The sequence below is a fragment of the Acidovorax sp. KPB24-07 genome, assembly GCF_057543315.1.
In genome coordinates this window covers 1-20,164 of the sequence record NZ_BAAJYS010000049.1, presented here as the reverse complement: position 1 = coordinate 20,164, position 20,164 = coordinate 1, and the positions used below count along the sequence as shown (strand labels likewise).

General features: G+C 66.2%; 22 protein-coding genes. 9 read left to right on the top strand and 13 right to left on the bottom strand.

Annotation, left to right across the window (positions count from 1 at the left end):
• The 3 genes from AC27IQ_RS08540 to AC27IQ_RS08530 form a co-directional block, all read left to right on the top strand.
• A partial coding sequence (locus AC27IQ_RS08540) for a LysR substrate-binding domain-containing protein (protein ID WP_487089197.1) occupies positions 1-710 on the top strand: 710 nt, incomplete at its 5' end.
• Positions 711-797: 87 nt separating this feature from the next.
• The gene (locus AC27IQ_RS08535; protein ID WP_487089196.1) at positions 798-1,970 is read left to right on the top strand and encodes a pyridoxal phosphate-dependent aminotransferase; all 1,173 of its coding nucleotides are present in this window, start codon (positions 798-800) and stop codon (positions 1,968-1,970) included.
• A 253-nt stretch (positions 1,971-2,223) separates the two neighbouring features.
• Entirely contained in the window at positions 2,224-2,835 is a 612-nt protein-coding gene (locus AC27IQ_RS08530; protein ID WP_487089195.1) for a hypothetical protein, read from the top strand.
• Between the two features lie 143 nt (positions 2,836-2,978).
• Here the strand turns inward: AC27IQ_RS08530 and AC27IQ_RS08525 are convergent, their stop codons facing one another.
• The 5 genes from AC27IQ_RS08525 to AC27IQ_RS08505 form a co-directional block, all read right to left on the bottom strand.
• Positions 2,979-3,665 carry a pentapeptide repeat-containing protein gene (locus AC27IQ_RS08525; protein ID WP_487089194.1) on the bottom strand — a complete coding sequence of 229 codons (687 nt, stop codon included), beginning with the start codon at positions 3,663-3,665 and terminating at the stop codon, positions 2,979-2,981.
• Between the two features lie 21 nt (positions 3,666-3,686).
• Positions 3,687-4,028, bottom strand: coding sequence for an SMR family transporter (locus AC27IQ_RS08520; protein ID WP_487089193.1), 342 nt, complete (start codon positions 4,026-4,028; stop codon positions 3,687-3,689).
• Positions 4,025-4,651 (bottom strand): TetR/AcrR family transcriptional regulator, encoded by a 627-nt coding sequence (locus AC27IQ_RS08515; protein WP_487089192.1) that lies wholly within the window; start codon positions 4,649-4,651, stop codon positions 4,025-4,027. The genes AC27IQ_RS08520 and AC27IQ_RS08515 overlap by 4 nt, the downstream gene beginning before the upstream one ends.
• 102 nt (positions 4,652-4,753) lie before the next feature.
• Positions 4,754-6,241, bottom strand: coding sequence for a ribonuclease G (gene rng, locus AC27IQ_RS08510; RefSeq protein ID WP_284400347.1), 1,488 nt, complete (start codon positions 6,239-6,241; stop codon positions 4,754-4,756).
• Between the two features lie 76 nt (positions 6,242-6,317).
• Positions 6,318-6,935, bottom strand: coding sequence for a Maf family protein (locus AC27IQ_RS08505; protein ID WP_487089198.1), 618 nt, complete (start codon positions 6,933-6,935; stop codon positions 6,318-6,320).
• Positions 6,936-7,050: 115 nt separating this feature from the next.
• Between AC27IQ_RS08505 and AC27IQ_RS08500 the strand changes: the two genes are divergently transcribed.
• Positions 7,051-7,671 (top strand): GNAT family N-acetyltransferase, encoded by a 621-nt coding sequence (locus AC27IQ_RS08500; RefSeq protein WP_487089191.1) that lies wholly within the window; start codon positions 7,051-7,053, stop codon positions 7,669-7,671.
• 20 nt (positions 7,672-7,691) lie between these two features.
• On the opposite strand, the gene rlmH is transcribed toward AC27IQ_RS08500, so the two are convergent.
• From rlmH to AC27IQ_RS08475, 5 genes are all read right to left on the bottom strand, one after another.
• Positions 7,692-8,159, bottom strand: coding sequence for a 23S rRNA (pseudouridine(1915)-N(3))-methyltransferase RlmH (gene rlmH, locus AC27IQ_RS08495; RefSeq protein WP_317358840.1), 468 nt, complete (start codon positions 8,157-8,159; stop codon positions 7,692-7,694).
• A 19-nt stretch (positions 8,160-8,178) separates the two neighbouring features.
• Positions 8,179-9,006 carry a ribosome silencing factor gene (gene rsfS, locus AC27IQ_RS08490; protein ID WP_487089190.1) on the bottom strand — a complete coding sequence of 276 codons (828 nt, stop codon included), beginning with the start codon at positions 9,004-9,006 and terminating at the stop codon, positions 8,179-8,181.
• 193 nt (positions 9,007-9,199) lie between these two features.
• A complete protein-coding gene (gene hemF / locus AC27IQ_RS08485; RefSeq protein ID WP_487089189.1) occupies positions 9,200-10,165 on the bottom strand; it encodes an oxygen-dependent coproporphyrinogen oxidase in 966 nt (321 codons plus the stop codon).
• Positions 10,165-11,445, bottom strand: coding sequence for a phosphoribosylamine--glycine ligase (gene purD, locus AC27IQ_RS08480; RefSeq protein WP_317358836.1), 1,281 nt, complete (start codon positions 11,443-11,445; stop codon positions 10,165-10,167). The genes hemF and purD overlap by 1 nt, the downstream gene beginning before the upstream one ends.
• Before the next feature lie 82 nt (positions 11,446-11,527).
• Complete coding sequence (locus tag AC27IQ_RS08475) at positions 11,528-12,247, bottom strand: YebC/PmpR family DNA-binding transcriptional regulator (protein WP_272563766.1); 720 nt, start codon at positions 12,245-12,247, stop codon at positions 11,528-11,530.
• 82 nt (positions 12,248-12,329) lie between these two features.
• On the opposite strand from AC27IQ_RS08475, the gene AC27IQ_RS08470 reads away from it, so the two are divergent.
• Together AC27IQ_RS08470 and AC27IQ_RS08465 are read left to right on the top strand one after the other, a co-directional pair.
• Entirely contained in the window at positions 12,330-13,838 is a 1,509-nt protein-coding gene (locus AC27IQ_RS08470) for a helicase HerA-like domain-containing protein (protein WP_487089188.1), read from the top strand.
• Positions 13,839-13,876: 38 nt separating this feature from the next.
• On the top strand, positions 13,877-14,578 hold the full coding sequence (locus tag AC27IQ_RS08465; RefSeq protein ID WP_284425438.1) for a glutathione binding-like protein: 702 nt from the start codon (positions 13,877-13,879) through the stop codon (positions 14,576-14,578).
• Between the two features lie 27 nt (positions 14,579-14,605).
• On the opposite strand, the gene AC27IQ_RS08460 is transcribed toward AC27IQ_RS08465, so the two are convergent.
• Together AC27IQ_RS08460 and AC27IQ_RS08455 are read right to left on the bottom strand one after the other, a co-directional pair.
• On the bottom strand, positions 14,606-15,373 hold the full coding sequence (locus AC27IQ_RS08460) for an amino acid ABC transporter permease (protein ID WP_272563769.1): 768 nt from the start codon (positions 15,371-15,373) through the stop codon (positions 14,606-14,608).
• A gap of 102 nt (positions 15,374-15,475) precedes the next feature.
• A complete protein-coding gene (locus AC27IQ_RS08455; protein ID WP_487089187.1) occupies positions 15,476-16,192 on the bottom strand; it encodes a basic amino acid ABC transporter substrate-binding protein in 717 nt (238 codons plus the stop codon).
• A gap of 192 nt (positions 16,193-16,384) precedes the next feature.
• Between AC27IQ_RS08455 and AC27IQ_RS08450 the strand changes: the two genes are divergently transcribed.
• The 3 genes from AC27IQ_RS08450 to upp all read left to right on the top strand — a co-directional run bounded on the left by AC27IQ_RS08450 (position 16,385) and on the right by upp (position 19,128).
• A complete protein-coding gene (locus AC27IQ_RS08450) occupies positions 16,385-17,245 on the top strand; it encodes an enoyl-CoA hydratase-related protein (protein ID WP_284430859.1) in 861 nt (286 codons plus the stop codon).
• Between the two features lie 169 nt (positions 17,246-17,414).
• On the top strand, positions 17,415-18,389 hold the full coding sequence (locus AC27IQ_RS08445; RefSeq protein WP_317358828.1) for a threo-3-hydroxy-L-aspartate ammonia-lyase: 975 nt from the start codon (positions 17,415-17,417) through the stop codon (positions 18,387-18,389).
• Between the two features lie 109 nt (positions 18,390-18,498).
• Positions 18,499-19,128: a uracil phosphoribosyltransferase gene (gene upp / locus AC27IQ_RS08440; protein ID WP_272552393.1), complete on the top strand. Its 630-nt coding sequence runs from the start codon at positions 18,499-18,501 to the stop codon at positions 19,126-19,128.
• Between the two features lie 221 nt (positions 19,129-19,349).
• On the opposite strand, the gene AC27IQ_RS08435 is transcribed toward upp, so the two are convergent.
• A partial coding sequence (locus AC27IQ_RS08435) for a calcium-binding protein (RefSeq protein ID WP_487089186.1) occupies positions 19,350-20,164 on the bottom strand: 815 nt, incomplete at its 5' end.

The window sequence follows — 20,164 nt, the reverse complement described above, 5'->3', positions numbered from 1 at the left end:
GCAACCTCAAGCGCATCGGCGAACAGTTCAGCGCCCAGGACAGCGGCACCCTCAGCATCGCCACCACCCACACGCAGGCGCGCTATGTGCTGCCCCTCCCCGTGGCCAAGCTGCGCGAGGCGTACCCCAAGGTCAACATCAGCCTGCACCAGGCCACGCCGCACGAGGTGGCGCGCATGGTGATCGACGAGGTGGCCGAGATCGGCATGGCCACGGAGTCGCTGGCAGACTATCCCGATCTGGTCACCCTGCCCTGCTATGAATGGCAGCATGTGCTGGTGATGCCCACCGCCCATCCACTGGCGCAAAAGGAGCGCCTGGGCCTGGACGACATCGCGCACGAGGCCCTCATCACCTACCACCCGTCGTTCACCGGCCGGGGCAAGATCGACCAGGCGTTCGCCGCCCGCAAGCTGCAGCCGCGCATCGTGCTGGAAGCCATCGACTCCGACGTGATCAAGACCTACGTGCGCCTGGGCCTGGGCATCGGCATCGTGGCCGAGATGGCGATGCGCGACGACCCGCTGGGCGACCTGGTGGTGCGGCCCGTGGGCCACCTCTTCGGCCAGAGCGTGGCGCGGGTGGCGTTCAAGCGTGGCGCCTACCTGCGCAACTTCGTCTACAAGTTCGCCGAGCTGCTGAGCGACCGCCTGAACCGCGAACTCATCGCCCGGGCCATGACCGGCCACGTGAACGATTACGAACTCTGACCCCCACCGCTTGCATACCAAGCGGCTTTCGTTCCGCATCGAACCTGCTCTTTTCCCAGACCGTCTTTCCAGCCAGCCCCTCGCGCCATGACTTCCACCGACATCGCACCGCGCACGCCCGCCTTTCCCAGCAAACTGCCCCAGGTGGGCACCACCATCTTCACGGTGATGTCGGCCCTGGCGGCCGAGCATGGCGCCGTGAACCTGGGCCAGGGTTTTCCGGACTTCCACTGCGACCCGGCGCTGATCGATGCCGTGGACCGCGCCATGCGCGCCGGGCACAACCAGTACCCGCCCATGGCAGGCGTGCCTGCGCTGCGTGAAGCCGTGGCTGCCAAGATAGCAGCGCTCCATGCCCGCCGGTATGACGCCAACACGGAAATCACCATCACTGCTGGCGCCACCCAGGCGATCCTGACCTCCATCCTGGCGACGGTGCATGCGGGCGACGAGGTGATCGTGCTCGACCCCTGCTACGACAGCTACGCCCCCAATGTGGAACTGGCAGGCGGCACGGTAGTGCGGGTGCCGCTCACGCCGGGCAGTTTCCGGCCCGATTTCGGCAAGATCGCCGCGGCCATCACGCCGCGCACGCGCGCGCTCATCATCAACAGCCCGCACAACCCCAGCGCCACCATCTGGACGGCCGAGGACATGCGCACGCTGGAAGAACTGCTCGCTCCCACCGATGTGCTGCTCATCAGCGACGAGGTGTACGAGCACATGGTGTTCGACGGCGCGCAGCACGAGAGCGCGGCACGCTTTCCCGGCCTGGCAGCACGCGCGTTCATCGTGTCGAGCTTCGGCAAGACCTTCCACGTCACCGGCTGGAAGGTCGGCACCGTCGCGGCCCCGGCCGCGCTGACGGCGGAGTTTCGCAAGGTGCACCAGTTCAATGTATTCACCGTGAACACGCCGATGCAGCACGGCCTGGCGACCTACCTGCAGAACGCGGCGCCCTACCTGCAATTGCCTGCTTTCTACCAGGCCAAGCGCGACCTGTTCCGCCAGGGGCTGGAAGGCTCGCGCCTTCGGTTGCTGCCCAGCACGGGAAGCTACTTCCAGTGCGTGGACATCTCGGCCGTGAGCGATCTGAACGAGTCCGACTTTTGCCAGTGGCTCACCCGCGAGGTGGGCGTGGCGGCGATCCCGCTGTCTGCCTTCTACGGCGACGGGTTCGACCAGCGTGTGGTGCGGTTTTGCTTTGCAAAGCAGGACGACACGCTGCGCCAGGCACTGCAGCGGCTGCGCAAGCTCTGATCACAAAGGGTGATCATTCTGGTTGTCCCGCCAACGCGTAGCGCAGCCAGGCAAGAAAATCCGGCCCTGTGCGACAGGGCATCAGCAAAGGCGCCATGGGGCGCCATGGGGCGCGATGGGACGCCGCGCCCAAGTGGGCTGATGGAAACCGTCAGGTGCCCGCTGCAAATTCTGCTGACCTGCAGGCAACCAAAGACGGACGGTTGTGGCACTCACGCTGCGACAACTCTCAAGGCGCCCCGTGCGTCACGCCATGCTCCTCAAGAATGCGCTCGTCTTCGTTCACCTGCTCGCCATGGCCGTTGCCGTGGGAAAGATGCTGGAGTATGACTTCCGGTTTCTTCGCTCCGTCCACCGCCCGATTTCAGCGCAGCAGTGGGAGAACCTGCTCCACACCAAGCGAACGATGACGGTGGCGTTGGGCGTGCTGTGGGTGACCGGGCTGGGCTTTCTCTACGTCGGCCAGGCACAGTACCCCGGGTATCTGGCCAACGAGAAACTCTGGATGAAAGTGCTCACCGTGTGCGTGCTGACGTTGAACGGAATGCTCATGCACCATTTCGCGTTTCCCTACATGCAGCAGGGCAAGGTCTTCCTGCAGTGGCCTCTGGGCCGGGTGCTGCTGCTGACTGGATTTGCCACCGTGTCTTCGATCTCGTGGCTATACGCATCGTTTCTCGGTATCGCACGCTCATGGAACGACACCGTGGCGTTCGGACATGCGCTTGGCGTCTATGTGGCGCTGCTGCTCCTGGCAGCCGCTGGCACGGCAGGGCTGATGGCTTTTTTGCACCGCCGCCACGCCAGGGGCATTCAGCCGGGTCCACTGCCATGCACCGGCCCCCGTGGCGGCTGCCCGCGTTGAGTGGCATGCGCCGTCCGTGAATGCCATGCAGCGCGAAAACCAGCGAAGTCAGTCGGCCAACCAGTCCCGCACGCAAAGCGAAAGCTGGAGGCTAGCGCGCATTCGGTGGCTTGCCAAAAGCGCTGATGGCCCGCCCTGCCCGTTCAGCCCACGCGAACGCCCAGGCCACCGATGAGCGCAGCGGCCTGATCCGTCGACAGCATCGCACCCTTGAACGATTGGGCCACGGTGGTCACCGTCAGGCCGCCCAGGTCCACCGAACGCAGGTCCGCGCCATCGAACCGTGCATTCTTCAGGTTCGCATCCCGCAGGCTGCCACCCTCGAAGACCGCGTCGCGGAAATCGCATCCAGCCAGGTCGGCTTCGGACAGATCCAATTGCTCCAGGCTGCGCTTGCGGAACGAAAGCCCGCGCAGGTCCGCGCCCACCAGTCGGCACTGGTGAAATTCCAGCCCCAAGGTGCTCGCCTGATTGAAATGCGCCCCCGTCAGCTTGGCCTCGGTGAACAGCACGCCCGCCAGCTTGGTGCCGGTCCAACGCGTGTTGTTGAAATCGCTGCTGCACAGCCGGGCGCCGGACAGATCGGCCAAGCTGAAATCCGCTTGCCGCGCCTTGCAATCGAGCCAACGCGAGTCCGCCAGCATCGCCTTCTCGAAGCGGGTCTCGGCGAAGGTGCAATCCAGGAACCGGGCACCGCCCAGGTCCAGGCCAGAAAGGTCTTCTCCGTCGAACCGGCAGTGCTCGAACGCCAGCGGGCCATGCGGGCCTGCGAGGACCGCCACCAGCGCACCGCGCGAAAAAACCTGGTCGCTGAAAAGCGCGGAATCCATGTCGGAACGGGCCATCACGGTTCAATGCCCCGCGCTCTTGGAAAAGAGATTGACCACCAGCACCCCCGCGATGATCAGCCCCAGGCCGACCATCGCCGGCGCGTCGAGCCGCTGCCGAAACACCACCCAGCCCACCACCGAAATCAGCACGATGCCAACGCCCGACCAGATAGCATAGGCTACCCCCACCGGAATTGTCTTCAAGGCCAGCGAGAGTGCGTAGAACGAGGCGGCATACGCCACCCCGGTGATCAGGCTGGGCGCCAGGCGGGTGAATCCGTCAGACGCCTTGAGCGCGGTGGTGCCCACGACCTCCAAAGCGATGGCCAGTCCCAAGATGAGATAGCTGGGGTGCAAGGTCATGGCGCGGTTCCTTGGGTGAGTTCGAGCAGAAGGGAAAGAAGGCGGTCCTTGCGGTCTGGCGGCGTGCCGTAGACATCCAGCAACTGGTCGAACCAGAAGCCGTCGGCCGCCAGGCGGCACAGGAACAATCGGTCCGTGGCGGCGCGATCGGCACGGTCCTCGGCCAGCAGCACGCGCATCTTGGCGCTCCAGCGCTCGCGGCAGGCTGGCAACGCCAAGGCGAGCAAGGCAATGGCACGCTGCGTGAGGCGCTCTTCGGCAGTCTGGCCGCCTTGGAAACAGGTCTTCAGATAGGCCCGCGCGTGCCGCCCTGGAGCTTCGGGCTCGGATTCGAGTGCCGCGGCATAGAACACATCGAATGCATCGAACAACTGATCGCACAGCGCATCCAGCAGCGCCTGCTTGGTTCTAAAGTGGTGCTGCAAGCCGCCTTTGGTCACGCCGGCACGGTGCGCGACAGCGTCCAAGGTGACCGCCTCCGGGCCGTCCTGCACCAGCAGATCGGCCGCCACGGCAAGCAACCGGGTGCGCACCCACTCGGGTTGCTTCAGGCGTTTATGGGCTTCAGACATACATACAAACCATCCGGATGGATTGTTTATTATGGCTTCGGCATCCACCATGGGACTACCGATTCCTTGTGTTTCCAGGGCTGATCCAGGCGCCGCTTGACCGCGCCCCGATAAGGATTGCAAGTTGCCTGTTTGGGGCGGCACGCCCGCTTCTCAGAGCAGCACGATGTCGTACTGCTCCTGTCCCACCGCCGTTTCAGCCTGCAACGAGATGGGCTTGCCGATGAAATCCGACAGCCCTGCCAGGTGCTGGCTCTCCTCGTCGAGGAACAGTTCCACCACGCGAGGCGAGGCAACAACGCGAAACTCGCGTGGGTTGAACTGGCGCGCCTCACGCAAGATTTCACGCAGGATGTCGTAGCACACGCTGCGCGCGGTCTTCACGATGCCTTTGCCCTGGCAATGCTCGCAGGGTTCGCACAGCATGTGGGCCAGGGATTCGCGGGTGCGCTTGCGCGTCATCTCGACCAGGCCCAATTGCGAAAAGCCACCAGCCATGGTTTTGACCCGGTCGCGCGCGAGCTGCTTCTTGAATTCCGCGAGCACGGCCTGCTGGTGGTCTTCGCGCGCCATGTCGATGAAGTCCGCAATCACGATGCCGCCCAGATTGCGCAGCCGCAACTGCCTTGCGATGGCCTGCGCCGCCTCCAGGTTGGTCTTGAAAATGGTGTCGTCGAAATTGCGGGCGCCCACATAGCCGCCCGTGTTCACATCGATGGTGGTCAGTGCTTCGGTCTGGTCCACGATCAGGTAGCCGCCCGACTTCAGATCGACGCGCCGGCCCAGGGCCCGGCCGATTTCCTCGTCGATGCCATACAGGTCGAAGATGGGCCGCTCGCCCTTGTACAGCTGCAGCTTGGGCGCCGCAGCCGGCATGAACTCGTGCCCGAAGGCCTGCAGTGCGGAAAACTGTTCGCGCGAGTCGATGCGGATGGTGGCCGTTTCCTCCCCCACCAGATCGCGCAGCACGCGCTGAAGCAGGCTCAGATCCTGGTGCAGCAGCGACATGGGTGGCAGGCGCAGCGAGGCGTCCTTGATGCGCGCCCAGGTCTTGCGCAGGTAGGCGATGTCTTCGGCCAGTTCGGCGTCGGTGGAATCTTCCCCATTGGTTCGCAGGATGAACCCGCCGCCGCCTCCCGACGCCTTGTCGCCCACCAGTGCCTGCAGACGCCCGCGCAGGGCATCGCGCTCGTCGGCAGGAATCTTCTGCGACACGCCCACGTGGTCGTCCTGGGGCAGAAACACCAGCAGCCGTCCCGCGATGCTGATCTGCGTGGACAGGCGCGCGCCCTTGGTGCCGATGGGGTCCTTGATGACCTGCACCATGAGCGACTGGCCTTCGAACACCTGTTTCTCGATGGGCACCGGCGGCTCGCCCTTGCGCGCGAACATGGGTGCCTCGCCGCCTTCCTGGCGGTGCCACACGTCCGCCACGTGCAGGAACGCCGCGCGCTCCAGCCCAATGTCGATGAACGCCGACTGCATGCCCGGCAGCACGCGCGAGACCTTGCCCAGATACACGTTGCCCACAAGGCCCCGCTCCAGGGTGCGTTCCACGTGCAATTCCTGCACCGCGCCGTGCTCGACCACCGCCACGCGGGTTTCTTGGGGGGACCAGTTGATCAGGATGTCTTGTTGCATGGGGTCGGAAAAAAGTGGCCGCCCATGATGCCTGAAACCCGCCTGCATGGCGGAGTCACTGGGCCCACATCGCCATTCAGCCGCGCAGCATGCCGGCCGAGCGCAGCAGCTGCGCCGTCTCGAACAAGGGCAATCCCATGATGCCGGTATAACTGCCGGCCAGGTGCGACACGTACTGCGCCGCGGGCCCCTGAATGCCATACGCGCCGGCCTTGCCCATGGGTTCGCCGCTGTCCACATACGCCGCGATCTGGGCGGGCGTGAGTGCGGCAAAGGTTACTTTTGAGACCGACAGCGCGACCGACCGCGTTTCGCCGTGCTGCAGGGCCACCGCCGTGAGCACGCGGTGCGTGCGCCCCGACAACTCGCCCAGCATGCGGCGCGCGTCGGCGGCATCCTCGGGCTTGCCGTAGATCGTGCGGCCCCAGGCCACCGTGGTGTCCGAGCAAAGGATGGGCGCATCCGGCAACCCGCGCCGGGCACGGCGGGCGACGGCCGCATCGAGCTTGAGCCCCGTGACACGCTGCACGTAGCGGGCGGGCGGCTCGCTGGCCAGCGGCACCTCGATGGCTTCTGCGTCTTCGGCCACATCGCCATCGGCATTGGGCAGCAGCAGTTCATGGCGAACCCCCAACTGCTTGAGCAGTTGGCGGCGGCGCGGGCTTTGGGATGCGAGATAGATGAAGGAAGGAATAGAGGACGGCACGGGGCGCGAGGATAGCCGATCGCTCGCGCGTGCCGCTTCGGTTCGCCGGCGCCGACTTCGGGAACCAGCCGCCCTGCGCTACCGGCCTTTTCAAGAATGGCGCATGACCTTCTTTCCCACACTGGAGACACCGCGGCTCAGGCTGCGCAAGATGGTGGCGGCCGATGCGCCGGCCATGCTCGCCATGCATGCGCATGCGGAGTCAAGGCAGTGGGCCGGCTACAACGCGATACACGATCTGGAGGGTGCGCTGGATTTCGTGAACTGGGCCGATCAGTTGACGCAGCGGCCCGTCCCGGGGTTCTGCTGGGCCATCGAGCGCAAGGACGCGCCGGGCATGATCGGGCAATGCAACTTCACGCAATGCGACGCCGCCACGCTCAGCGCCGCACTGGGCTATGAACTGGCGGCGCCGTACCAGGGCCAGGGCTTCATGAACGAAGCGATCGGCAGGGTGCTGAACTGGTGCTTCCTCCATCTCCAGCTGATGCGCATCAGCGCCACGGTGCATCCCGACAACCTGCCATCGATCCGCATGCTGCAGCGTTGGATGTTCCAGCGGGAAGGGCTGCTGCGCAGTGCAGGGTTCTGGAGCGGACGGCACCATGATCTGCTGTCCTTCAGCCTGCTGGCCACGGAGTTCGCGCCCGCCTATGCCCTGCAGGCGCCAGCCGCAAACCTCAGCGCAGCGGCTGCGCCGTCCGAAGAACTGGCCGAGGCCTGACACCGCCGGGTCGTCAGCGCTCATTCGCGGTGGTAGGGGTGCCCCGCGTTCACCGACCACGCCCGGTAAAGCTGCTCGATCAGCAGCACCCGCACCATGGCGTGCGGCAAGGTCAGGTCGGACAGCCGTATGCGCTCGTGCGCAGCCTGCCGAAAGGCGGGGTCCAGGCCATCGGGTCCGCCGATGACCAGGGCCACGTCGTCGCCCCCCAATTGCCAGCCTTTGAGGCGCTCTGCGAGTGCTTTGGTGGTGAGGGACGTGCCCCGCTCGTCCAGCGCCACCACACGGGTGCCGCGGGGTATGGCGGCCTCGATGCGCTCGCGCTCGGCGGCGTAGAGCGTCTCCAGCGTCTTGGAGCCGCGCGGCTCGGTCTTCACCGCCTTGAACTCGACCTTCAGTTCCGGAGGAAACCGCTTGGCGTAGTCGTCGTAGGCCGTCTGCGCCCAATCGGGCACCCGCTGGCCCACGGCCACGATCAGCAACTTCATCGATCGCTCAGGCGCTGGCTCAGCCCCTGCGGGTCGGCGACTTCTTGGCGGCGGGACGCTTGGCCGCCGTCTTCACGGTGGCAGCACGGGGCGCCGCCTTGGGGGCCGCAGCGGCGGTGGAGCGGCCCGGAGCCTTCTTGGCGGCGGGCTTGCCCGCCGTCTTCTTGGCGATGGGCTTGACCACCAGGGTTTTGATGGGCGCCTTGGCCACCGGCTTGGCGGTCGTCTTGGCCGCCGTCTTCGCGGTCGTCTTTGCAGGCGCGGCCTGCTTCACGGCGCCACGGCCGGCCGGCTTTGCGGTCGCCTTGGCTGCGGTCTTGGCCGGGGCTTTCGCAGCAGGTGCCTTGGCGGCGACCTTGCTCACGCCGGGCTTGCGGGCGGGTTGTTCGGGAGCGGCGGCGGCCTTCTTGGCGGCGGGCTTTTTCTTCGCAGTGCCTGCCGCGCCTTCCACGGCCTTGGGCTTGGCAGCGCCGAGCTTCAGGCGCACGGGGGTATCGCCCCAGATCTCTTCCAGGCGGTAGTACTGGCGGATGGCCGGCTGCATGATGTGCGCCACGGCGGCGCCGCAGTCCACGATGATCCACTCGCCGTTGTCCTCACCCTCGATGCGGGGCTTGCCGAAGCCCGCTTCACGCACCGCATCGCGCACGCTGGCCGCCAGCGCCTTGGTCTGGCGGTTGGAGGTGCCCGACGCCACGATCACGCGCTCGAACAGCGGCGAGAGGTGCTCGGTGTTGAACACCTGGATGTCTTGCGCTTTGACGTCTTCCAGGCCATCGACGATGGCGCGCTGGAGCTTGGTGACGTCTTTTTTGGCAGCGGATTCCGATTTGGAGGAGGTGGTCATCAGGCGTTTGTCTAAAAAGGATGGGGCCAATATAGCGTGCAACCCGGGCATCGGCCAATGCGGCGGGCCCGGGTGGCGATTCGGCCATCCCGCGCACATCAAGGGTGTTTTTGGCCTTCGGCGCTCATGGCATGAGCGCGAGCAGCTATTGAAATTATAGCTTTCGGCCTGTTTGCGAACGCACGGGCTGGGTTCAGAGCCAGTCCCGCCGCACCAGAAAGCGCCGCGTGAGCTCAGCCTCAGGCGAGCCCGGAGCCTCCTGGCGCTGGTACGACCAGCCCGCCATGGGCGGCATCGACAGCAAGATCGATTCGGTGCGCCCGCCCGACTGCAGGCCGAAGTGCGTGCCCCGGTCCCACACCAGGTTGAACTCCACATAGCGGCCGCGCCGGTAGCACTGGAACTCGCGCTGCCGATCACCGAACGGGATCGCCTGGCGCCGATGCACGATGGGCAGGTAGGCGCCCAGGAACGCGTCCCCCACGGACTGCACCATGCCCAGGCTGCGCTCGAAGCCCAGCTCGGAAAAATCGTCGAAGAAGATGCCTCCCACGCCACGCTGCTCGTTGCGGTGCTTGAGGTAGAAGTACTCGTCGCACCAGCGTTTGAAACGCAGGTACAGGCCCTCGCCGAAGGGGTTGAGCGCATCGCGGCAGGCGCGGTGAAAGTGCACCGCGTCTTCTTCGAAACCATAGTAGGGCGTGAGGTCCATGCCACCGCCGAACCAACACACCGGCGCGCCTTCGGCCGGAGCCGCCACGATCATGCGCACGTTCATGTGCACCGTGGGCACATAGGGGTTGACCGGGTGGAACACCAGCGATACCCCCATGGCCTCGAACGGTGCGCCAGCCAGCTCGGGCCGGTGCTGCGTGGCCGATGGCGGCAGCGTGGCGCCCCGCACGTGCGAGAAGCCGCAGCCCGCGCGCTCGAACACGCGGCCACCCTCCAGAATGCGGGTGATGCCGTCGCCCTGCAGCGGTTCGCCCGGCGCCTTGCGCCACGCGTCGTTCAGGACCCGGCCGCCACCGCGCGCTACCGGCCCTTCGATCTCTTCCAGGGCCGAGGTGATGCGTGCCTGCAGCCCTTCCAGGTAGGCCCGCACGCGGGTGGCCGTGTCGGCCGCGTTCAGGGCAGGCGTCGGTGCGGGTGCCGCCATCAGCTCTTCACCGCGCGGTGGCCGATGTCGCGGCGGTACTGCGCGCCATCGAAATGGATGCCACGGGCCACGTCGTACACACGCTGCTGCGCCTGCTTCACGCTGTCGGCCAGCACGGTCACGCACAGCACGCGTCCGCCCGTGGTGTGCGGCACGCCGTCCTTCAGCGCCGTGCCAGCATGGAACACCATGGCTTCGTCGGCGTCCGCAGGCAGGCCAGTGATCGCATCGCCCTTGCGCGGATCTTCCGGGTAGCCGTGCGCGGCCATCACCACGCCCAGCGCGGTGCGGCGGTCCCATTGCAATTCGACCTGGTCAAGCTTGCCGTCCACCGCGGCGCCCAGCACATCGACGAAATCGCTCTTGAGGCGCATGAGGATCGGCTGCGTCTCCGGATCCCCCATGCGGCAGTTGAACTCCAGCGTCTTGGGGTGGCCGGTCGAATCGATCATCAGGCCGGCGTACAGGAAGCCCGTGTATGGAATGCCATCCTTTTCCATGCCACGGATGGTGGGCAGGATGATCTCGCGCATGGCGCGGGCGTGCACGTCGGCGGTGACCACGGGCGCGGGCGAATACGCGCCCATGCCACCGGTGTTGGGACCCTGGTCGCCGTCCTTCAGGCGCTTGTGGTCCTGGCTGGTCGCCAGGGCGGTGACGTTCTTGCCGTCGCACAGCACGATGAAGCTGGCTTCCTCGCCTTGCAGGAACGCTTCGATCACGACGCGTGCGCCGCCTTCGTTGTGCGTCACGCCGTACTTGTTGTCCACCAGCATGAAGTCCACCGCGTCATGGGCCTCCTGCAGCGACATGGCCACCACCACGCCCTTGCCGGCCGCCAGGCCGTCGGCCTTTATGACGATCGGCGCTCCCAGCCGCTCCACGAAGGCATGGGCCGCCACCGGATCGGTGAAGGTGTCGTAGTCCGCCGTGGGAATGCCATGGCGGCGCATGAAGGCCTTGGAGAACGCCTTGGAGCTTTCGAGCTGCGCGGCAGCCTTCGTGGGCCCGAAGATGCGCAGTCCGTGCGCGCGGAATTCGTCCACCACGCCGGCGGCCAGAGGCGCCTCGGGGCCGACCACGGTGAGCGCGATCTTCTGCTCGTGCGCCCAGGCCCGCAGTTCGCGCACATCGGTGATGGCCACGTTCTCGAGCTTGGGATTCAAGGCCGTGCCGCCGTTGCCCGGCGCCACAAAGACCTTCGTGACCTTGGGAGACTGCGAAAGCTTCCAGGCCATGGCATGTTCACGGCCGCCGCCGCCAATCACGAGGACTTTCATACCGGACTCCGATGGGCCGCTGGCGGCAGGCAGGTGGGCCCTTCGGCGGGCAGGGGTCGATTGCAGAGGTTCAGGCTCATGTTCATAAGGCAGCGTTGTGATAGACCTCTTGCACGTCGTCCAGGTCTTCCAGCACGTCGAGGAGTTTTTGCATGCGCGCGGCGTCTTCGCCTTCGAGCTCGATGGTGTTTTCGGCGCGCATGGTGACCTCGGCCACCTCCGGCACCAGGCCGGCGGCCTCCAGCGCGTTCTTCACCGCTTCGAAATCGGCGTAGGCGGTGAGCACTTCGATGGCGCCGTCCTCGCCCGTGACCACATCCTCCGCGCCGGCTTCCAGCGCCACTTCCATCACCTGGTCCTCGCTGGTGCCCGGTGCGAAGATCAATTGGCCGCAGTGCTTGAACTGGAAGGCCACGGAGCCTTCGGTGCCCATGTTGCCGCCATGCTTGCTGAAGGCGTGGCGCACTTCGGCCACGGTGCGCACGCGGTTGTCGGTCATGGTGTCCACGATGATGGCCGCGCCGCCGATGCCGTAGCCTTCGTAGCGGATTTCCTCGTAGCTCACGCCTTCGGCATTGCCGGTGGCCTTGTCGATGTTGTACTTGATGCGGTCGGCCGGCATGTTCGCCGCCTTGGCCTTTTCGATGGCCAGACGCAACCGGGGATTGGCGGAGACATCGCCCCCGCCCGCCCGTGCCGCCACCGTGATCTCTCGAATGATCCGGGTCCAGATCTTGCCGCGCTTTTCATCCTGCCGACCTTTGCGGTGCTGGATGTTTGCCCATTTGCTGTGTCCTGCCACAGGAGTCCTTCTGGTATTGATTTAATCTACTGCCCGCGATTTTACTTTTGACGCACCCCACCCCACTCCGCACCCCGACGCCATGGCCGAACCTCTTCTCATTGCCAAGCATGGCACCACCGAATGCCATCTGCTGCCCGGCCTGGCCAACCGCCACGGCCTCATCACCGGTGCCACCGGCACGGGCAAGACGGTCACCCTGCAGACGCTGGCCGAAGGCTTCTCGCGCATCGGTGTGCCGGTGTTCATGGCCGACATCAAGGGTGACCTTACCGGCATCAGCCAACCGGGCAGTATCGGCGACAAGCTGGCGGCCACGCTCAAGGAGCGAGACCTTCCGCTGCCGGAGCCCCTGGCCTGCCCCACCACCCTGTGGGACGTGTTCGGCCAGCAAGGCCACCCGGTGCGCGCCACGGTGTCCGACATGGGCCCGCTGCTGCTGGGCCGCATGCTCAACCTGAACGAAACCCAGCTGGGCGTGCTCAACCTGGTTTTCAAGATCGCCGACGACAACGGCCTGCTGCTGCTCGACCTCAAAGACCTGCGGTCCATGCTCCAGTACGTCGGGGACAACGCCAAGGAATTCACGACAGGGTACGGCAATATCAGCGCCGCCAGCGTAGGCGCGATCCAACGGGGCCTGCTGCAGATCGAGCAACAGGGCGGCACCCAGTTCTTCGGCGAGCCCATGCTCGACATCAACGACCTCATGCAGACGGTGGACGGGCGAGGTGTCGTGAACATCCTGGCCGCCGACAAGCTCATGAATTCGCCGCGCCTGTATGCCACCTTCTTGCTGTGGATGCTGTCGGAACTGTTCGAGCAGCTGCCCGAGATCGGCGACCCGGAAGTCCCTAAACTCGTCTTCTTCTTTGACGAGGCCCACCTGCTGTTCAACGAAGCGCCCAAAGTGCTCATCGAGCGCATCGAACTGGTGGTGCGGCTGGTGCGGTCCAAGGGCGTGGGCGTGTACTTCGTCACCCAGAACCCGCTCGACATTCCCGATAGCGTGCTGGCCCAGTTGGGCAACCGCGTGCAGCACGCGCTGCGCGCCTTCACGCCGCGCGACCAGAAAGCGGCGAAGGCCACGGCCACCACCATGCGCCAGAAGCCGGGCCTGGACATCGAGACCGCCATCACCGAACTGGCGGTGGGCGAGGCGCTGGTGAGCTTCCTGGACGCCAAGGGCCGGCCCAGCGTGACCGAGCGCGTGTTCGTGCTGCCCCCTGCCAGCCAGTTGGGGCCCATCACGCCCGCCCAGCGCCAGGCGTTGCTGGCCGGTTCGCTCGTCGCCGGCGTGTACGAGAAAGCCGTGGACCGTGAATCCGCCTACGAAAAGCTCCAGGGCCGCACCGAAGCCGCCGCCACGGCGCCCGCCGGCTCCAAGGGGGGCACCACCGACGGCGCGGGCGGCGGTGTCATGGGCGGGCTGAACGACGTGCTGTTCGGCTCGACCGGCCCACGCGGCGGCAAGCACGACGGGCTGGTGCAGACCATGGCCAAATCCGCCGTGCGCACCATGGGCACCTCGCTGGGCAAGGAGATCCTGCGCGGCGTGCTGGGCAGCCTGTTCGGTGGCCGCAAGCGCTGATGAATCCGCCCTCGCCAGAAAACCCAAAGGACCCTGCCATGATCGACCTGCACTACTGGACCACGCCCAACGGCCACAAGATCACGATGTTCCTCGAAGAGGCCGCATTGCCTTATCGCGTGCGGCCCGTGAACATCGGCCGGGGCGAGCAGTTCCAGCCCGACTTCCTGCGCATCGCACCCAACAACCGCATTCCCGCCATCGTGGACCATGCGCCCAAGGGGGGCGGCGAGCCCATTTCGGTGTTCGAATCCGGCGCCATCCTGCTGTACCTGGCCGACAAGACGGGAAAGTTCGTTCCCCAGGACCTGCGCGGCCGCACCGAAGCCCTGCAGTGGCTGTTCTGGCAAATGGGAGGCCTGGGTCCCATGGCGGGCCAGAACCACCACTTCACGCAATATGCGCCGGAGCCCATCGCCTACGCGATCGACCGCTACGTGAAGGAAACCGGGCGCCTGTATGGCGTGCTGGACAAGCACCTGTCCGATGGCCGCGAGTACATCGCCGGCACGTATTCCATCGCCGACATGGCCTGCTACCCCTGGATCGTTCCGCACGAGCGCCAGCGGCAGAACCTCAAGGACTTCCCGCACCTGGCGCAATGGTTCGAACGCATCCGAGAGCGACCCGCCACCGTACGGGCGTACGACCTGGTCCAGCGCATCAACACCGCCCCCACTGTGGACGAAGACGCGAAGAAGGTGCTGTTCGGGCAGGACGCCAGCACCGTGCGGCGCTGAAACCGCCAGCGCCTTCCAGCAGCGGCTTCAGACCCGGTCGCTGCGCGCCAAGTGGCTTTCCAGCCTGCGCAGCGCGCCGGTCAGCGCGAGCGTCATGATCCAGTAGGCCAGGGCAATCGCCAGATACGGCTCCCAGTAGCGCGAATAGGCCCCGGCCACGGTGCGCGCTGCATAGGCCATCTCGGCCAGGCCGATGGCGGAGATCAGCGAGGTGTCTTTCAGCAGCGCGATCGCGTTGTTGCCCAGCGGCGGCAGCATGCGGCGAAAGGCCTGCGGCAGCACCACGTAGCGCATTACCTGCCCGGGCGTGAAGCCCAGCGAGCGCCCCGCATCGGACTGCCCGCGCGCGATCGACTGGATGCCCGCGCGGAACACCTCCGAGATGTACGCGGCGGAATTGAGCGTGAGCGCCACGATCCCCGAGATCAGCGCGCCATGCTCCTGCTTGAGCGTGCGCGCGAAGTCGCCCGTCACCAGCAGGCCCGAGGTCGGATGGATGAACAGCGGCAGCACCGCGAAGTGCATCAGCAGGATCTGCACGAACAACGGCGTGCCGCGAAAGAAGCTCACATACACGGTGGATGGCCACCGCAGCAGATAGCGGCACACCCAGCTCAGCGGCGCATGGCGCGCCTGCGCCAGGCGGGCCAGCGCGAGCAGCAGGCCCCATGTGCCGCCCAGCAGCACGCACACCACCGTCACGCCGATCGTCATCCACGCGCCCTGGATGAACAGGTCCTTGTATTCCACCAGGATGTCCGGCCGGAACCAGCCAAACCACTCAACAGGCTCCATGGCCTCTTCCTCTCATTGGTCGCGTCGGGCGCATAGGCGCCCGCAAAAACGGCCGCAGCGCGGCCGTGGTGTCATGCCGAAAAGCGGCGTGCCGATCAGCGATCAGCGTGGCTTGTATTCCTTGCCGAACCACTTCTTGTAGATCTCGTTGTAGCTGCCATCGGCCCGCACGGCGGCCAGGCCGGCGTTGAGCTTGTCCTGCAGCGCCTTGTCGCCCTTCTTGACGACGATGCCGAAACCCTCGACGGGGAACGCGGGGTCTTCCACCGTCTTCAGCGCGGCGTTCTGCGCCACGCGGTAGGCGATCACACCGTTGTCGCCGATGGCCGCATCCACGCCGCCGCCCGCCAGTTCGGAAATGATGAGCGGCGTGCTCTCGAAGCGCCGGATGTTCGGGCTGGTCTTGCCAAACTCGCGCGAGGCCACGTCGTCCGCCGTGGAGGCATTCACCACGGCGATCTTCTTGCCTGCCAGGTCCTTCAGCGAAGCCACGGAGCTCGCCTTGGGCACGGCGATCAGCTGCTGGGCGGCGAAGTACGGCTCGGTGAAGTCGTAGCTCTGGCGGCGCTTGTCATTGATGGTCACGCCGGAGATCACCAGGTCCACATCGCCGTTGTTCAGCGCCGCGAAAATGCCGCTCCAGGGGGTGTTCACCACCTTGATCTTGAGCGACTGCTTCTTCGCGATGGCGTTGATGATGTCGATGTCGAAACCGACGATCTGCTTGTCCTTGTTCTCGAAGGCGAACGGCGCATAGGTGGCGCTGGAGGCCACGGTCAGCTCGCGGTCCTGCGCGTGGGCAGCCAGCGGAGCGGTCATTGCGGCAGCCAGGCCAAGGCCCAGGGCGAAAAGGCGGCGGGAGATTTGCATGGGGAGATGGGGCGGGAAAGCCCGGAAACAGGACCGGGAAGTATATCGGCCGGCCCCCCGTGCCTTCCTTGCGGTGCCGCCCAACGCCGCCGTCGCACAGGTGACGGCCGCCTTGGCGCCAACCCGCCTAGAGTGCGCCGCATGACCGATACCACCGACCTCCCCGCCCTCACCTGCTTTTCGCTCGCCATCACGGACCAGGTGGCGCATCTGGTGCTGAACCGGCCGGAGGCCCTGAACACCATGCACCCGGCGTTCTGGCGCGAGCTGGACACCGTGCTGGCGCGGCTGCACCGGTCGGGCGAGGCGCGCGCGCTCGTCATCAGCAGCACGGGCAAGCACTTTTCGGCCGGCATGGCGCTGGACACGTTCGGTGGCGCCATCGCCATGGACGACCAGAGCCCCGAAGGCCGCGCCGCCGTCTTCGACCTGCTGACCGACATGCAGGCCACGTTCACGCGTATCGAATCGCTGCGCATTCCCGTGATCGCCGCCATCCACGGCGGCTGCATCGGCGGCGCGGTGGACATGGTGACGGCCGCCTGCATCCGCTACGCCACGCAGGACGCGTTCTTCTGCATCCAGGAGATCAACATCGGCATGGTGGCCGACGTGGGCACGCTGCAGCGCCTGCCCAAGCTGATTCCGCTGGGCATCGTCAAGGAGCTGGCCTATACCGGCCGGCGCCTGCCCGCACCGCGCGCCCTGGCCTGCGGGCTGGTCAACGAACTGTTCGACACGCAGGCGGCGATGCTGGACGCGGCCCTGGCCTGCGCCCGCGAGATCGCCGCCAAGCCGCCGGTCGCCATCTGGGGCACCAAGCAGGCCGTGCACTATGCGCGCGACCACTCGGTGGACGACAGCCTGCGCCAGATGGGCTGGCTGCAGGGCGCGATCTGGAGCAACCGGCATGTGGGCGAGGCCGTGGACGCGATGCGTGGCAGGCGCGAGGGCGCCTTTCCTCCGCTCGCGCCGCTGCAGCGCTTCAGCGATGGAGGGTGAGCGATCGGTCCGCCCGGCCTGCGGGCTGCGACAGGCGGGCCTTTGCTATCAAATTCCATAGCTGCCTGCGCTTGCTGGGCTTGCGCTGCAGCCCATTTCCGCGCTCCGCCGCTCGCTGGCGGGCTATGATGCGTGCTCTTTCCGATCCCGTCTACGCGAGGACGCTGCCATGCCTACGCACATCCCGGCCCTGCCCACCTACACCGACGTCGCCGACGCGGCCCATCGGCTCCAGGGCGTCGCGCACCGCACGCCCGTGGCGCGCTCCAGCACGGCGGACCAGCAGTGCGGCGCCCAGCTCTTTTTCAAGTGCGAGAACCTGCAGCGCATGGGCGCCTTCAAGTTCCGCGGTGCCTACAACACCCTGGCGCAGTTCGACGCCACCCAGCGCGAAGGCGGCGTGCTGGCTTTTTCTTCCGGCAACCATGCGCAGGCCATCGCCCTCTCGGCCCGCCTGCTGGACATGCCCGCCCTGATCGTCATGCCCGAGGATGCGCCCACCGCCAAGATGGCTGCCACGCGCGAGTACGGCGCCCAGGTCGTCACCTACAACCGCTTCACCGAAGACCGCGAAGCCATCAGCCACCGGCTCGCGCAGGAGCGCGGCATGACCCTGGTGCCGCCGTTCGACCATCCGCACGTCATCGCCGGCCAGGGTACCGCCGCCAAGGAGCTGCTCGAAGAAGTGCCCGACCTCGACTACCTGTTCGTTTGCCTGGGCGGCGGCGGATTGCTGTCCGGCAGCCTTCTGGCCGCGAAGGCGCTGGCCCCGGACTGCCAGGTGATCGGCGTGGAGCCGGCCGCCGGCAACGACGCCCAGCAATCGCTGCGCGCCGGCCGCATCGTGCGCATCGACACGCCCCACACCATCGCCGACGGCGCGCAGACCCAGGCACTGGGCAGCATCACCTTTCCCATCATCCAGCGCGACGTGGCCGACATCGTCACCGCCACCGACGAGCAGCTGGTGCAGGCCATGCGCTTCTTCGCCGAGCGCATGAAGATCGTCGTGGAGCCCACCGGCGCCCTCGCCTTCGCGGGCGCCCTGCATGGCGGCGTGGACCTGCATGGCAAGCGCGTGGGCATCATCGTGAGCGGCGGCAACGTCGACCTGGCGCGGTACGCACGCTTTCTGGCAGACTGATCCGCGCCCCGCGCCGCCCCTGGGCGGCGACGCACGCACCTTTTCTTTCCCCTGCCCCCTGCAGACCGGTTTTCCAGCTTTTCACTTTCCCAACAAGAGGCCCCAGCCCATGAGCAATGTCCACGTCATCACCCATCCCCTGGTCCAGCACAAGCTGACCCTGATGCGCAAGAAGGACGCCAGCACCAACAGCTTTCGCCGCCTGCTCGGCGAACTCAGCACCCTGATGGCCTACGAGGTCACGCGCGACATGCCGCTGCAGGACGTGCAGATCGAAACCCCGCTGGAAACCATGACGGGCCAGGTGATCGACGGCAAGAAGCAGGTGCTCGTGTCCATCCTGCGCGCCGGCAACGGCTTTCTGGACGGCATGCTCAACGTGATCCCGGGCGCCCGCGTGGGCCACATCGGCCTGTACCGCGACCCGCAGACACTGCAGCCGGTCGAGTACTACTTCAAGATGCCGTCCGAAATGGAAGAGCGCGACATCATCGTCGTGGACCCCATGCTCGCCACCGGCAACTCCGCCGCGGCCGCGGTGGACCGCCTGAAGAAACTCAACCCCCGCTCGATCAAGTTCGTCTGCCTGCTGGCCGCACCGGAAGGCGTGGCCACCTTGCAAAAGGCCCATCCCGACGTGCCGATCTACACCGCCGCGATCGACCGCGAACTGAACGACCACGGCTACATCCTGCCCGGGCTGGGGGATGCCGGGGACCGGATCTTCGGGACGAAATAGCCTGGTCTTTGATTGCGCGGGGCTTTGAACGGAAATCTCGCTTGTACATCGCTTGGCTCATCGACTCCGACAAACAGTTTTCGGTGTTTTGACCTGAAATCTCGCCCATGCCGAAGTTTTGATTGCCTGTATTGCTATTTTTTTGATAGCAATTCTTGTCTATTAGCCATGCCACATCGATCAGCGCGGTGCGGCCCGGTTGGCCCGGGCCGCACCACTCCTCACTTCCAGTTCGCCGCCAGCACCGACTCCAGCCCACTCTGGTAGTTGGCTGGCAGCGTCGTCTGCCCCGCCGCGGGCGGCGAGAACGACGCCATGGCCTGCACCAGGTTTTGCACCTGGCTGTTGGTGAGGCTCTTGCCGTCCCCCGCGTCGAACCGCTCCACCTGGTTCTTGGTACCGGAATACCAGTCGGTCACCATGAATTTGTCGTTCGTGCCGATGACGCTCACCTCCAGGTTGTTTCCTGACTTGCGGAACCACAGTTGGCGCGACGAGATGTCATTGGCGAACTTCGCGATGTCCTGGTTGCCGCTGGTGGTGTCGTTCTCCTGGATCGTGTCGAGGCCGTAGCCTCTGCCGAGCCAGTAGGTGTCGTTGCCCAACCCGCCGACCAGCGTGTCGGCCCCGGCCGCGCCGTCCAGGTAGTCCGCGCCCGCGCCGCCGGTCAGCGTGTTGGCGCCCGCGTTGCCCAGCAGCCGGTTGTTCAGCGCGTTGCCGGTGCCGTTGAGCGCGGACGATCCCGTCAGCGTCAGGTTCTCCACGTCGCTCCCCAGCGTGTAGGCGATGGAGGACTCCACGGTGTCCGTGCCGCCGTTGGCGCCTTCCGTCACAGTGTCGCTGGCGTTGTCCACCACGTAGACGTCGTCGCCTGCGCCGCCGCTCATCGCGTCCGCACCTGCGCCACCGTCCAGCCGATTGGCCCCGCTGTTGCCCGTCAGGGTGTTGGCCAGGGCGTTGCCGGTGCCGTTGATGGCGGCCGTACCGGTCAGCGTCAGGTTCTCCACGTTTGCCGCCAGGGTGTGGGTGATGGAAG